A 15,309-nucleotide genomic window follows, 5' to 3' on the forward strand; every position below is an offset into this window, starting at 1 on the left:
AAGATTTAACTTCCTCATCTCCCCCATCTCCCCCATCTCCCCTGCCCCCCTGCCCCTCAGCTCCTCTGCCCCTCAGCTCCTCTACCCCCCTGCCCCCCTGCCCCTCCTGCCCCTCCTGCCCCCCTGCCCCTCCTGCCCCCCTGCCCCCCCGCCCCCTCTGCCCCTCTAGCGGCTTGGTTTACGACTAAACAAAGAGCGATCGCGATCGCAGGCTTTACCAAAAAACGAGTGAAAAGCCCAAGGCTTTTAAGCATAATGTTGACTTTTTGCTTGAGTGTTGTATCATAACAGAACCATTTTTCCTCAAAAACCTCCTTGGCAACCCTGCGGCTCAAGCCTAGAGAGGAATTGCGAAAAAAAACCAGGTTTTAGCCTGCTTCGTAACATCCTCTTAGAATCCCCTGCACTAACGCCTGGGGAAAATCAACAGGCCGTAACTCAAAAATTAGGTTTTTGTTTCTAAAGCAGCCATACTCAACCAACTATCTCGGTTGATTTAGACCTGGGAATGTCAAATAATAAAAAGGGAAGGTTTGACTTATCCCCGCACTGACATGAACGAGATTGCACCTACCCTAGAGAGGGCGGGTGGATTTTGCGTCTATGGGGTCAGCCAAGCGGCGAAATGGCAAAGTTGACAAAAGGGGGCTAAAGTAATGACGAGCCTGTTTTATTAGCTAACTAAGCAGGCAGAATGCCTAGCTTGCAGGCCGGGGAACCATTCAAGGGCAAGCTTGATGCCAGCACTGCAATTAAAAAGTAAAAATGCAAAATTAAAATTAAGAACTTGAATTCTTTCATTTTTAATTTTTAATTTTTAATTTTTAATTAATACTGCACGCATAGCGTATTCTGTATAACATTTTCACAGGCTACCTGTCAGGATAATTAGGATCTGCGAGTAGGGTTTCTGGGCAAGGTCATAGCAGCACAAATAGTGAATTTTTATCGATTTTTCTGGCTCTTTGCTGTTTTAGGATTTACCGTTCTCCCACCGCTTGGCAGCCCTCTTTCCAAAAGTACAAAAGACTCAATCAAACAAACACAGCAATAGTAGTATTCAATCGACATGGGTAACACGAGCGTGAATCATAACCGAGATCTACATTCAGGCCAAAATTCAGGAACTCCCTATCCGGGCCAAAGGTGGCTAGTGGAAGAGAGAGATGCCTGCGGGGTGGGATTTATAGCCAATCAAACAGGGGTTGCAACACACGAAATTATTGCTAAAGCCTTGCCAGCTTTAACTTGTCTGGAACATCGCGGCGGTTGTAGTGCTGACTCTGATTCTGGAGATGGTGCGGGTTTGATGACGGCCATCCCTTGGGAATTATTACAGGAATGGTTTGCACAGCAGCAAATCCAGACTCCGAAACCGGAAAACAGCGGCGTGGCAATGATATTTTTGCCCCCAGACAAAGAGAACGCCGCTATTGCTCGCCAAGTAGTCGAGCAAACCCTCGCAGATCAAAATTTAAATCTGGTAGGTTGGCGAGAAGTTCCAGTTAAACCTGAAGTTTTGGGGATACAGGCGCGGGAAAATCAACCACAAATTGAACAATTAATTGTTAGTTCTGAAAAATTGCAAGGAGATGCACTGGAACGACAATTATTTCTTACTCGCCGGACTATTGGCGAAACCCTTTTTCAGCGTTCTGGTTTTCCCCGTAAAGAATTTTACGTTTGCTCTTTTTCAACGCGCACAATCGTCTATAAAGGTATGGTGCGATCGGCCGTGTTGGGAGAATTTTACACGGATTTAACCAATCCTGCTTACAAAAGCCCCTTCGCTGTCTATCATCGACGCTTCAGTACGAATACTATGCCGCGATGGCCTCTGGCTCAACCGATGCGCCTGTTAGGTCACAATGGCGAAATCAATACGCTATTAGGCAATATCAACTGGATGACGGCGCGGGAAGCAGATTTAGCTCATCCGCATTGGGCTGATACTGATGTCCCTACATTTAAGCCCACAGTTGACGCGGAGAACAGCGACTCGGCTAATTTGGACAATATCATGGAGTTGCTGGTGCGTTCGGGCCGCTCTACTTTAGAATCATTAATGATTTTGGTGCCGGAGGCTTATAAAAATCAGCCAGCTTTGGCTCCCTATCCTGAAATTGTCGATTTTTATGAATATTACAGCGGTATTCAAGAGCCTTGGGATGGGCCGGCGCTGTTGGTATTTAGTGATGGGAAACAGGTAGGCGCTACCCTCGATCGCAATGGTTTGCGACCCGCTCGTTATTGTATTACTAAAGATGGCTTGGTGATTGTAGCTTCGGAAGCAGGAGTTGTGGATATTCCCGAAGCAGATATTGTGGAAAAAGGCCGCTTAGGGCCAGGACAGATGATTGCTGTTGATTTAGATAGCAATGAAGTTCTGAAAAATTGGGAAATTAAGCAGCGGGCTGCGAAGGCATATCCTTATGGTGAATGGTTGCAAAAACACCGTCAGACTATGCCAGTAGGAGATTTTGCTCAGAGTACAAGTCTGGATGCTCAGACTTTACTCCGTCATCAAACTGCTTTTGGCTATACGGCGGAAGATTTGGAAATGGTGATCGCGGATATGGCGAGCACGGGGAAGGAACCAACTTTTTGTATGGGGGATGATATTCCTCTGGCGGTGCTTTCTGGGCGACCACATTTGCTTTATGACTATTTCAAACAGCGTTTTGCTCAGGTGACAAATCCGCCGATTGACCCGCTACGGGAAGGGATGGTGATGTCTCTAAGTATGCAGTTGGGCGAACGGGGGAATTTGTTGGAAGCGAAGCCGGAAAATGCCCGGATGCTGAAGATTAATTCGCCGGTATTGAATGAGGCGGAATTGGCTTGGTTGAAGAGTAGAGAAGCTTTCCCGGTTAAGGAGTTATCTACGCTGTACGCGATCGCCCAAGGCCCTGCTGGTTTGGAGGCCGCAGTTAAGCAACTTTGTCAGGCGGCGGCGGCGGCGATCCGATCGGGTGCGAAAATTATAGTTCTCAGCGATCGCGTGGCGAAGGAAGAAGGGGGAATTTCTTCTGCTGTTTTAAGTACGGAATATACCTACATTCCGCCGATGCTGGCTGTGGGTGCGGTTCACCACCACTTGATCCGCGAAGGGTTGCGGATGAAGGGTTCGCTAATTGTGGATACGGCTCAGTGTTGGAGCACTCACCATTTTGCTTGTTTAATTGGCTATGGTGCGATCGCTATTTGTCCTTATTTGGCTTTGGAAAGCGTCGGCCATTGGTGGTCTGATTCCAAGACTCAAGCTCTGATGGAGCGGGGAAAACTGGCTAAGATTACCTTAGCAGCGGCTCAGGCTAAGTATCGCAAGGCGGTAGAAGATGGCTTGCTGAAGATTATGTCGAAGATGGGGATTTCGCTGCTGTCTAGCTATCAAGCGGCGCAAATCTTTGAGGCGATCGGTATTGGTGGCGATTTGCTGGATTTGGGTTTCCGGGGGACTGTTTCTCGGATTGGCGGCTTGAGTATCAAAGAATTGGCTACTGAGGTGATTTCCTTCCACAGCAAGGCTTTCCCCGAATTGAGCGGTAAGAAACTGGAAAATTATGGCTTTGTCCAGTTCCGGCCAGGCGGTGAATATCACATGAATAGCCCGGAAATGGCGAAGGCGCTACATAAGGCTGTCACCAGCTTTAAAGAAGGGGCTAGGGGAGAGGGGCTAGGGACTAGGGAAAGAGAAGAAAATTCTGGCTCTACCCCTTCTTCCGCTTATGAACATTACGAGGTTTACAAGCAGCAGTTGGAACATCGGCCCGTAACTGCTTTGCGGGATTTGTTGGATTTCCAGAGCGATCGCGCTGCTATTCCTGTATCAGAAGTAGAATCGGTGGCGGATATCGTCAAACGGTTTGCGACGGGGGGGATGTCTCTGGGGGCGCTGTCGCCGGAAGCTCACGAAACCCTAGCGATCGCTATGAACCGCATCGGTGGGAAGTCTAACTCTGGGGAAGGTGGTGAAGATCCTAAGCGATACAAAGTGTTGGATGATGTGAGTGAGGCTGGACTTTCGCCGACTTTCTCTCACTTGCAGGGCTTGCGGAACGGCGACAAAGCCAACTCTGCCATCAAACAAGTTGCTTCTGGTCGCTTTGGGGTGACACCTGAGTACCTAATGAGTGCTAAGCAGATCGAAATTAAGATGGCACAAGGTGCGAAACCAGGGGAAGGCGGGCAATTGCCAGGGCCGAAAGTGAGCCAGTATATCGCCTATTTGCGGCGTTCTAAGCCGGGAGTAACGCTGATTTCGCCCCCGCCGCACCATGACATCTACTCGATTGAAGACTTGGCGCAGTTGATTTTTGACTTGCACCAAATTAATCCCCAGGCTGGCGTTTCAGTCAAGTTAGTGGCAGAAGTTGGGATCGGTACCGTCGCGGCTGGTGTCGCCAAGGCGAATGCTGACGTGATTCAAATTTCTGGACACGACGGCGGGACGGGTGCTTCGCCCCTGTCTTCGATTAAACACGCGGGAGCTCCTTGGGAACTGGGTTTAACTGAAGTTCACCGGGTGTTGATGGAGAATAAGCTGCGCGATCGCGTCGTGTTGCGAGTGGATGGCGGCTTCAAAACCGGCTGGGATGTCGTCATGAGCGCATTAATGGGCGGTGAAGAGTACGGTTTCGGCTCGGTGGCGATGATCGCAGAAGGCTGTATTATGGCTCGGATTTGCCACACGAATAACTGTCCAGTGGGGGTGGCAACTCAGCAGGAACACCTACGGAAGCGTTTCCCAGGTACGCCGGAGCACGTTGTTAACTTCTTCTACTTTGTGGCGGAGGAAGTGCGGAGTTTGTTGGCAAAATTGGGATACCGATCGCTCAATGATATTATTGGTCGCGCTGATTTGCTGAAGATGCGCGAAGGCGTGCATTTGACTAAGACTCAGGCTGTGAATTTGGACTGTCTGACGCAGTTACCTGATACTAAGAGCGATCGCAGTTTCTTAGTACATAGCGACGTTCACAGCAATGGGCCAGTGTTGGATGACAATTTGTTAGCGGATGCTGAGATTCAGGCCGCGATCGCCAATCATGGTAGCGTTACCAAAAACATCCCCTTAGTGAATACCGATCGCACTGTTGGAGCCCGACTCAGTGGCGCGATCGCACTTCAACATGGTAACAGCGGTTTTGAAGGTCAAATTAACCTCAACTTCACTGGTAGTGCGGGTCAGAGCTTTGGCGCGTTCAATTTGCCAGGGATGATTCTGAGCTTATCAGGGGAGGCTAATGATTACGTTGGTAAGGGAATGCACGGCGGCGAGATCGCGATCAAACCCCCTGCTGGTGCGACTTATGACCCTGCACAAAACGTAATCGTGGGCAATACTTGCTTATACGGCGCAACGGGGGGAACTCTGTTTGCTAATGGTAAAGCAGGGGAACGGTTTGCGGTTCGTAACTCGATGGCGAAAGCGGTAATCGAGGGTGCTGGCGATCACTGTTGCGAGTATATGACTGGTGGCGTTGTCGTGGTTTTGGGTACAGTTGGCCGTAACGTCGGTGCGGGTATGACTGGCGGTTTGGGCTATTTCCTCGATGAAGATGGCAGTTTCCCCAATCATGTCAACCCTGAGATTGTGAAAGTTCAGCGGGTAATTACCCCTGCTGGGGAGCAACAATTGAAAGAGTTAATTCAGGATCATAGCGATCGCACTGGTTCGGAGAAGGCGAAGCATATTCTGGCTAATTGGTCGGAATATTTGCCGAAGTTCTGGCAAGTTGTACCGCCTTCTGAAGCTAGTTCTCCTGAAGCGAGTGCTGATGCTACTGAGAAGGTTGCTGTGAAGGCTTAATAAGACCTGGCGAATAAGGCCTGGCGAATAGAATTCGCGGCTACACAAACCAAGTCCGCCTTCGCGGACTATATAAATTTAACCCGCGCAGGCGGGTTTTTTTTGTAGATGGCGCAGAAATAGCCCGAAAACTAGCGAAGCTGATATAAGCTGCAAAGTAGCAGTTTAAACCATTGCCAGGTAAAGGTTACAGCCATTTTTTATCAGACCGCGCCCTTAATCTAGGACAATACTCTGTTTGCAGCTAGTAACAACTTCGCTATATTTAGATCTAGTGGGAGCGATCGCCCTCGGTTAAATCTTCTGCCAGTTCGTCTAAGCGATCGTTTGCATCTCTTGCCAGTTTCAAACAGTAGACGGTAGCAGACAGCCCGCCAGTAGTGGTTACAACTCCCTCTGGTGCTTTACCTAATAGCATCAGTCCAACCCCAGCAAAACCAACAATGGCACAAGTTGCAGTTGTTGCCAGAGCTAAGTTAAAACTGAGGCGTGCTTGGCGCAGGCGTTCTTTGATAATGTCGTACTGGTCAGGGTTGTGATTGGTGTCCATAGCTTTTTTAACCTCAAGTTCATACTTCTACTGTGAGGCTAAATATCTGAAACCCTGACTAGGCAATGATTATATTGTCAACCTCTTTTGGCTCATGTATGATTGTTTTATGATTGAGATGCGATCGCGTTAAAAATTTCTTTTAAGGTTTTAGCTAATTTATGTCAAATCCTGACCACTGCGGAAAAAAGAAAAGACTAACTTGTATTGCTTCTGAAGAAGGTATAGAGAAAGCAAACAGTAGCTTGATCAGGTTAGGGTTTGACTCAAAAATTAATTTTGCTAATTCGCAGATTATATCTCGCAGTACAGTCACCAAATTTTTTAGTAGAAAGCCGATTCAACCTGATTCATTCAAAAGAATATGTGAGAAGCTAGAATTAAACTGGGAAGATATTATCGAACTAATGCCCAATAAAAATCTCTTTTATCGGCCAATAAGTCAGATTACAGTTCTCCCTAATCTTGAAACGGAGCAAGGTTCTGTGCAAATAATTACCCGTCAAATCTTAGTTATTGATAGAGAAAATCAAGAAGTCATCTCAGCTATAACTTTAGAAGGTGAGATCGACTCCGTTCAATCTGACTTATCATTTTGGCAATCCGATTTTTCAACAAAATATCCTAATAGTAATATAAAAGTCATAGCTATTAAACCAGGCAGTATCAAAATAGTAATAGAAGGCAATCAAGAAGATATTGATATGCTTTTATCTGATTTTGAGTCAGGAGAACTAACAGAAATTAATGGTTATCCCGTTCAAAATATCCAAATATTGACGGAAAGCGTAGAAGATGACGAAAGCAGCAAACGAAAATGGCGTTTAGTAGAGGATATTCGTACCAATAAAGTTGAGGGGCGAGACTTGCGCGGTGTTGACTTGAGCGATGCTGATTTGAGCGATGCTTATCTGGTTAATGCCAATCTAATAGATGCGGATTTAAGTGATTGTGACCTGAGTGGGGCCAACCTGAGTGATTGTGACCTGAGTGGGGCCAACCTGAGTGATTGTGACCTGAGTGGGGCCAACCTGAGTGGTGCTGACCTGAGTGGTGCTGACCTGAGTGGGGCCAACCTGAGTGGGGCCAACCTGAGTGGGGCCAACCTGAGTGGTGCCAACCTGAGTCGTGCTGACCTGAGTGGTGCTGACCTGAGTGGTGCCAACTTGAGTGGTGCCAACTTGAGTGGTGCCAACTTGAGTGGTGCCAACTTGAGTGGTGCTGACCTGAGTGGTGCTGACCTGAGTGGTGCTGACCTGAGTGGTGCCAACCTGATTGTTGCCAACCTGAGTGATGCCAACCTGATTGTTACCAACCTGATTGGTGCTGACCTGAGTGGTGCCAACCTGAGTGATGCCAACCTGAGTGATGCCAACCTGAGTGGTGCCAACCTGAGTGGTGCCAACCTGAGTGGTGCCAACCTGAGTGGTGCCAACCTGAGTGGTGCTGACCTAAGTGGTGCTGACCTGAGTGGTGCCAACCTGATTGTTGCCAACCTGAGTATTGCAAATGTTAAAAAAGCCAACTTCAGCTATAGCAACGGGATTTCCAAAGAAATAAAACAAGACCTAATCAAACGAGGCGCAATCTTTGAGGACTCTCTAGGCGATCGCTCTCTTACCACCAGCCGTTAATCCCAACCCGGTGTCAGCTTCGCTATTTCTAGGCCTAGATGTGGTTTAAACTGCTGGATCTATGGTTAGGGGAATAAGGGGGATAAGGGAATAGAATCAGCACTTCAAAAACTATTGATTATTCTTAACTTGCAAAAGCTTAATTTTTGACTCATCCAATACAGTTAGTTTAACTGGGAAATAGCCCAAACTAGGAACTTCTGGGCTAACATAGGTCAAGTAATAATTAACAAATCCTTCTACTTCCGGTCGTTGCCGAATCGCTTTAGCATCTACATAAATGTACAAATAACGAGTGAGGGGATATGCTGGCAAGAAAGGATCTACTCTATCAATCGCGATCGCCTTCAGCTTATCGCGATTTTGTTTATAGGAACCATACTCTAAAAAGCCAACCATGTAGGGATTAATTAAAGCTTCTGAATGCAACTGCTCTACAAAGTGATAAGATATCGTATTGCGAGCATTAATAATTTGACTGACATTCCCATTAAGAATAGCTTGGGCAAATAGGTCAACTGCACCTCCAGCACTAACCCCAGCAGGGATAATGCGTTTAATCGCTTCCGCTGGCCATTTAGGATTTACATCTGACCACTTTTCGACAGTAAATACCTTTGCTAGTTCGTCGCGCGTCAGACTATTTGGGACGAATTTATTCTGAGAACTAACTACAATCGTCACTGCATCAATGGCAATGGGAAAGCCTATTGGCTCAATACCTGACTGAGAACAAATCGCTAACTCCTGACTGGTAATCGGGCGCACCGTATTGACAATATCTACCTTTTTCTCCTCACAAAGTAGCTTGAAGCTAACTCCGGTATCAATACTAGAGAGCGCAATCTTGCTGGGATAGCCATCTTGAATAAAACGTTGAGCAATAGCCTGACTAATCGGCAAAACTACCGGCGATCCCGATATTGCGAGTGTTCCCTCCAGTTCCAGAGGATTTACCCCCGGTAGCACAATACTCTGTTTAGTTGAGTCTTGGGTTGAGGGAGATTTAATTAATTTACTCTCGATCCGCTGAATACCTAAGATTTCTTTCGATTTATTTTCTGTACTAGCCTTATTGTCAATCTTTGCCTTTGAAGTTGTCGATCCTTGGGCGCAAGCTGTTAATAGTAAAATCATGCCGCTCAAAAATAAGCAACTTCTGTAAACCTTTGTTCTAGTTATCTTCATCATTCTACTTGCACCCGCCGACCATTTTTACTAATTAATGGACTCGCCCCATCTTTGATTCCTTTGGCAAGTCGAATCATCTTTTTCCGTTCTTCAATATACTGAAGAATCTCAGAGGCAAATTTATTATTAGACTCAATCGCTTGGACAATTGCATCTGCGGGAATCACCACAACCTCAACATCCTCATCAGCAACGGTCGTTACCGGACTTACCTCTCCTGGAAAGATCGCCATTTCACCAAATGCTTGGTTAAGTTCCAGCTTGTCCACTGTCTGGCGCTCACCTTTCTCATCTTTGAAGTAAGCGTGTCCCCTACCCTTAAACATAATATAAAACCCCTCATCTTCTTTACCTTCCTGAATAATTAACTCACCGTTGCCATAGGCTTTAAATGTAACGCTTTCAGCCAGTTTGTTAATCTGATGATCGTTAAGTGTCGAGAAATAAGGCAGCGATTGCAAATAAGTTGCCAATTCTTGTAGATCGAGACTGCACTCCTCTTTCATCGGATAAGGTAGAGTAAAACCATAACGTTTAGTCAGATAATAAAGTCGGGATTTAAGTTGCCCAGAAACGTTAGCATCTTGTTCAGGCAGTATTTTGTAGGAAAGGTTGTAGATGATACGGTCATCTTCGTATGAACTTACCACAGCCGAACCTTTGTCTTCGATCGCATCTATACCCTCTATCAGACTATTTAATGCGGTCATCACTTTATTAGGAGAATCATCATAAGAAAAGCTAGCGGAAATATTTTTCCAAATTGCTCCCTGACCGTAATTGATAATGCTTGCCTGTGACAAAACTCCATTGGGAATGTTTAATTTCCACTCAGAAGTTACTATCGTCACTGACCACCAATTTTGCTCAAGTACCCGTCCCTGTTTTTCATCTATCTCAATCCAATCACCTGCTCTAAACGGTTTGGCAAATAGCAGTAGTAATCCTGATACCAGGTTACTGAGGGTGTCTTGCAGTGCTAGGGCAATTACTGCTGAAGCTAACCCCACAGCTTCACTAAAGCCAGTCAAACTTATCTCCCAAACTCCATTAATAATGTGATAGCCAATGGCTAAAATCACTAGCCCCCTGGCTATCTGAAAGAACAGATTAGGTACATGAATTTGCCCTTTTATTGGTTGCTTTTTTGTGGTCAGCAGGGCATTGATTAAAGAGAGTCCCGCCACAATAACAGCAACCCAAGTTAACGTTTCTAAAAAACGCGCCCAGGAATTTTGGTCGCCGATCCTTAAAACCTGTCGGATTACTAAAATCACTGCTAAGGGAGGTAACACATACTCGCGCACCTGACGCAAACCAATTGCTAATGGGTGGTGCTGTCGTTCCAATCTTGAAACTGCTTCACCCAGCAATATACTTAACAATGGGAATCCTAGACCTAAAAGCAATAGCCATCCCAAAAGTGATTTATCCATAAGTTTTTTTTGCAAACAACAAAAAGAGATTTCTAAGTATCTTTCAGCAGATTTCAATTAGTTAGAATGTTGCTTTACACACCGATATTTTCTAACTCAATTTCTGCTGCTGCTTCTTTCATAATTTCGCTCAGAAATGTGTAAGCTTCTTCCCATGCTTTTCGGACTGGTATAGTAAATTCTACACCCAGTCCTTGCCCTAACGTCCACAGCAACGCTTCGCCCACAATATCGTAGTATTCAGCTTTGACTCCATAGCCCGCATGACGGCGACCCAAATCTTGAACGGCTAGGATAATCCGGTCTGGCCGACGCAAACCTTCCACTGCTAGAGCAAGGGTAGCCATTAGCTTACGTTCCTGTTCTTTCATCTCTCCCTTAAATAAAGGACGTAGAGAAGGGCTTAATTCAAATAGTCGTTGGTAGAAAAGTTCGGCAGCTTTATCGGCAATAGGCTTTACTTTTTCAAAGGATGATTGAACTAACTCGACCTGACTGGGAACTAACTTTCTGATAGTTACAAGTGTCCAGGTTTCTATTTCTGGAAAACCTTGAATTTTGACAACCGGGTTTTTGATGAAAGTGTAGCTATCTGCTATCCGTTCGTAGACACTTTGAGTTAGTAAAATATAGTTCAAATTAGGCTGGTTCTGGAGACTGCTGGCTATATAGGCTGTTTCTCCCCAAATTTTGTAGCCAAATCTCTCTGTTCCTACTACCCCTGTTGTGACAGAACCCGCATGAATGCTGATGCGTAAAGCCAAGGGAGAATTATAATTAACATTCAGACGCTGGATGATTTCTAACATGACTAGGGCCAAATCAACCGCTCGCTGGCTGTGGTCAAACCTGGCTTGGGTGAGCCCGCATACTGCCATATAGCTTGTAGTCGCGGAGTTTAGTCGTTCCAACCCATAGCGTTCTGCTGCTGAGTCAAAGTCATCAAATAGCTGGGTAAGTAATTCTGTCATTTTTTGCGGTGACAGGCGTTTGTTGAGCTCAGAAATCCCCGCCAGATTAACATTGAGGATGGTTACTTGCTTGAGGTTGTCAGCAATGGATTCCTCTCCTTGTTTCCTGCGTTCGGCGATCGCATTGGGTAGGATATTATTCAACAGAATACTATTCTCCCGATCCTTGATTTGCAGTTGCTCTTCAGTTTGACGTAATTTGTTCGCCACCTCTTTAAACTCTGTTGCCAATTCCCCAAACTCGTCTTGGGATTTTACCTCAACTTCTACATCCAAGTCCCCAGCACTAAGTTTCCGTGCATTTTCACTTAAGCGACGCAGGGGAGTGGTAAAAATTTTCGCTGCCATTGCGGCTAAAAATGCCGTTCCTAGTAGGAAAAGCGCTGCTGCAATCAACAAAATTATCTGTAAGTTGTAAAGTGGACTATAAGCTTCCCCCACTTCGATTTCTGCCAAAATTGCCCAATTTAACCCGTTCAACTTTAGAGGGGAGTAAGCACTCAATACCTCTACACCCCGATAGTTGCTATTTACCATCATGCCTTGTTTTCCTTCTAAGGCGGCTTGGGCGGCGGTCGAGTCGATTTTCTGTAAGCCAATGGTAGTTTTGAAGTTCTCCATTAGTTCGAGAGTTCTCTTATCAGTCCCGGTATTACCAACAATATTTTGATATTTTTTGGGGTCTTCAACCCAAAAACGGGATGTGGAACGCATTAAGGCATCTGGCCCGACTAAATAAGCTTCTCCTGTTTTCTGCAAACCACTGGTTTCCCAATTATTATTCCGGCTAATAGCCTGGTCAATTTTGTCAGTGGGAATTTGTACTGCCAAGATGCCAATCATGTTAGAACCGCTATAAATTGGTGTTGCCACGAAAGCGGCGGGCGCGTTATAAGAGGGGCGGTAAGGTTTGAAATCAGCAACCTGAATGTTACCTTTGGTCGGATTTGACTGGACTTTCTGCACTAAATCCGCTAGTGAGCTCTGGTAGTAAAAACCCTGTAGCCTACTGGTGGCAAAATCTGTCTCTTTAAAATAGGAATAGATGATATCCCCTGTTTTATGGTTAATCAAAAATAAATCGTAATAGCCGAATCTTTCGATGATTTCTGCTAAGAATTGTTGATATTTGGCATGAGCTTTGCTGTAATCGCTGCCATCACCAGCATCGAGGAGCTTGTTTTTTTCGCCGACAGGATTGGGATTAGAAGCAATGTAGTGATACTGGAGATAGCGAGCCGCTTGTCCGGTGGGAATATAAACACTGGGGTTTATTGCTTCCGGGGATAAATTCTTTTGCAACCGAGGAAAAAATTTTTCGCTGTAGTAAGTATCTAAAGCTTTATCCCATTCGGGGGGAATAAGGTTGCTTTCCAAGATGCGATAGCCTGAATTCAACTCTACCATCGCTTTAACTACGTTGCCGTCTGCTGCCAGCATCCCCACTTGATTGTTCAAATTTTCAAAGTAGGACTCAAACTGCTCGGCTTTGGTGGTGCTAATACCTTCAAGTTGTTCGGCGATTTTGCTTCTGAGGGTGGCTTGTGTTTGATACCAACCGATCCCACTAACTACTACTACAGAACCGAGGCTAACTCCTAGTAGCAATGCTTGCAGCTTGGATTGAATTGTCCAGCGGTCTAGTTTGAGATTACCTAGTGAGTCATTACGGAACTTATGTAAGCGATTTAAGGGATTTAACATCTTTTTTATTAATCTTGAGGGCGAATGCTTAATCTGTTTCTTCCCTCTCTTTGAGGAAATTACAGCATATTCCAGGTTAATGAAGTAGAGTAGAAAAACTCTTGGTAAACTAATTACGTAGAGCAACAAGATTGTGTGTACCACATATACATGGAATATGCTGTATCTGCTCCATGTAAAGATGACGAGTAATTATATTTACTCTAATATATTTACTCTAATCTAGACTTTCTTAAGTTTTTTTATGAAATTATCTTACTGACTTCATATATATCAGATCGATTTGCTTAAGTCAAGGGATTTCAAAAGGTTTTTGCCGATGTCGATAAATTATCCTTAACTTTAAAATAGGAAATTTTGGCAGAGTAGGAATCGTAGTAATACTAGGAAAAATCACAAGGTACAGCTTGCAACGACGAGAGAATTAGGAATGAAATCAAGGGAAAATTTAGACAATAAAAACGAAGAGTTGGTAAGTATTAAAAGGAAAAATGAACAATATTCAGGGACAGGAAAAATATGTTTATCGTCCTCAAGAGACAGGTAGAACTAGAAGAAGACATAGTAACTTTTAGGCTGGTTGGTCGCATCTGCGGCTCAACTGAGTTTCAACACGCTCAACAAGCTATAAAGCTTATCCAACACCGCTTTAGCCTGATTGTCACCCCTGAATAACTAAAGTTAAATCGCTGATGAGGACTGGCGAAATCTACCAAATATCAGTCAAGATATAATCAGAAAACCTTTCCTCCAACCCCATGAATGACATTAATCAGGTTGCCTCCGCCCTTGAGGGCAAAGACTACCGAAAAGCGGCCCAATTGCTTAAACAGCTACAGAAAGACTCTCCCGAAAACCCCTGGGTGAAGTTCTATATTGCACGCTACTACGAACTTACCAACAAACTAGAATCCGCCGAAAAAATTTATCGGCAACTGCTACGGGACACTACTAGCCCTAAAATAGTCGCTCAAACCCGTCAGGCCATCCAACGGCTCGAAACCATAGAACAAAATCGACGAAAAGATGCGATCGCACTCTCTAAAAATGACCCACGCAACGCCGAACCTGGACTCTTAATCCTAGAACCCGTCAGCCCAGAAAATAAACCAGCCGCTATACAACATATAAGTAGAATTCTCAAAATTGACCCCTATACTGCCCGGACGCAAATCCAAAGTCGGGGCTGGCGGTTATACAAAACAGGCACAGTTGGAGAATTGCGGGTTTATGGAGAAGAACTACTCAGCGCAGGCATTCCCGTCTTCTGGGCCACATTAGCCGACATCCAAAAAATTCAAGTCTTTCGAGTCCAATATTTCCAGTCCCTTTCTCCCCAACCCACCGCCATTTGCAAAAACGAACTCGACCAGCTTGGCTCTCTCACATTCAACTGGTCAGAAGTGAGCCAGTGCGTCGAGGGACTATTGCCCCTGTTTATCGAAGTTATGGACTACTCCCCCCACCGACGCAGTGAAAAATTCCGCCATAAAGAAATCACCCAAGACTATGCCCAAATTTGGGACTTGCACCTACCCAGTAGAAAGTGCATATTGCGGCTATGCGACCAAACCTATCAATTTCAAAAAGGCATTACAGCCGAAAAAATAAAAGAGTCAGAGAGCAAAACTCAAAACTCCCAAAATACTGCCAGAATCAACTGGAACAACTTAGTAGAAACCTTCAATCAGCAGCTATCCGTCAACCTCTCATCTGAATTTACTCCCTTTGCAGAGACAGCCTTAAATTATACCCAAATGTTAAGCCGACTTAAATCCCACATTGACATTGAGCGCAAATCCGAAAGTCCTTGGGATACAGCTTTTCAATTGTACAGCGTGCTAGTTTTCCTCAAAAGTCAAGGTCAAAATAAGTAGAAGGAAGAAAAATTTAGTTATCTGGGAGAGAAGGAAGAAAAATTTAGTTATCTAGGAGAGAAGGAAGAATGTTTATACAAAAGTTTTGAGTTTTGAATTGACTAACAACCCAAAACTCAAAACTCAAAATTCAA

8 protein-coding genes are annotated in these 15,309 nt (G+C 45.1%); 4 read left to right on the forward strand and 4 right to left on the reverse strand.

All coding sequences use genetic code 11. From position 1 onward, the window contains the following. The first annotated feature begins 1,069 nt into the window (after positions 1 to 1,069). On the forward strand, positions 1,070 to 5,812 hold the full coding sequence (locus OSCIL6407_RS0104720; protein WP_007355092.1) for a glutamate synthase-related protein: 4,743 nt from the start codon (positions 1,070 to 1,072) through the stop codon (positions 5,810 to 5,812). A 271-nt stretch (positions 5,813 to 6,083) separates the two neighbouring features. On the opposite strand, the gene OSCIL6407_RS0104725 is transcribed toward OSCIL6407_RS0104720, so the two are convergent. After that, positions 6,084 to 6,362: a TRADD-N-associated membrane domain-containing protein gene (locus tag OSCIL6407_RS0104725; protein WP_007355091.1), complete on the reverse strand. Its 279-nt coding sequence runs from the start codon at positions 6,360 to 6,362 to the stop codon at positions 6,084 to 6,086. A 161-nt stretch (positions 6,363 to 6,523) separates the two neighbouring features. On the opposite strand from OSCIL6407_RS0104725, the gene OSCIL6407_RS0104730 reads away from it, so the two are divergent. Beyond that, a complete protein-coding gene (locus OSCIL6407_RS0104730; protein ID WP_019486969.1) occupies positions 6,524 to 7,996 on the forward strand; it encodes a pentapeptide repeat-containing protein in 1,473 nt (490 codons plus the stop codon). 111 nt (positions 7,997 to 8,107) lie between these two features. Here OSCIL6407_RS0104730 and OSCIL6407_RS0104735 read toward each other — a convergent pair whose 3' ends face one another. The 3 genes from OSCIL6407_RS0104735 to OSCIL6407_RS0104745 all read right to left on the reverse strand — a co-directional run bounded on the left by OSCIL6407_RS0104735 (position 8,108) and on the right by OSCIL6407_RS0104745 (position 13,298). Beyond that, the gene (locus OSCIL6407_RS0104735) at positions 8,108 to 9,187 is read right to left on the reverse strand and encodes a substrate-binding domain-containing protein (RefSeq protein ID WP_234708756.1); all 1,080 of its coding nucleotides are present in this window, start codon (positions 9,185 to 9,187) and stop codon (positions 8,108 to 8,110) included. Next, a complete protein-coding gene (locus OSCIL6407_RS0104740; protein ID WP_007355817.1) occupies positions 9,184 to 10,623 on the reverse strand; it encodes a cyclic nucleotide-binding domain-containing protein in 1,440 nt (479 codons plus the stop codon). Before OSCIL6407_RS0104740 ends, OSCIL6407_RS0104735 begins: the two co-directional genes overlap by 4 nt. 74 nt (positions 10,624 to 10,697) lie before the next feature. Further along, entirely contained in the window at positions 10,698 to 13,298 is a 2,601-nt protein-coding gene (locus tag OSCIL6407_RS0104745) for an adenylate/guanylate cyclase domain-containing protein (protein WP_007355816.1), read from the reverse strand. A 519-nt stretch (positions 13,299 to 13,817) separates the two neighbouring features. On the opposite strand from OSCIL6407_RS0104745, the gene OSCIL6407_RS35205 reads away from it, so the two are divergent. Continuing rightward, on the forward strand, positions 13,818 to 13,973 hold the full coding sequence (locus OSCIL6407_RS35205) for a hypothetical protein (RefSeq protein WP_019486970.1): 156 nt from the start codon (positions 13,818 to 13,820) through the stop codon (positions 13,971 to 13,973). Between the two features lie 83 nt (positions 13,974 to 14,056). Then, entirely contained in the window at positions 14,057 to 15,175 is a 1,119-nt protein-coding gene (locus OSCIL6407_RS0104755; protein WP_007355814.1) for a tetratricopeptide repeat protein, read from the forward strand. The last annotated feature ends 134 nt before the right edge of the window (positions 15,176 to 15,309 follow it).

The sequence above is a fragment of the Kamptonema formosum PCC 6407 genome (assembly GCF_000332155.1).
Classification (GTDB): domain Bacteria; phylum Cyanobacteriota; class Cyanobacteriia; order Cyanobacteriales; family Microcoleaceae; genus Kamptonema; species Kamptonema formosum.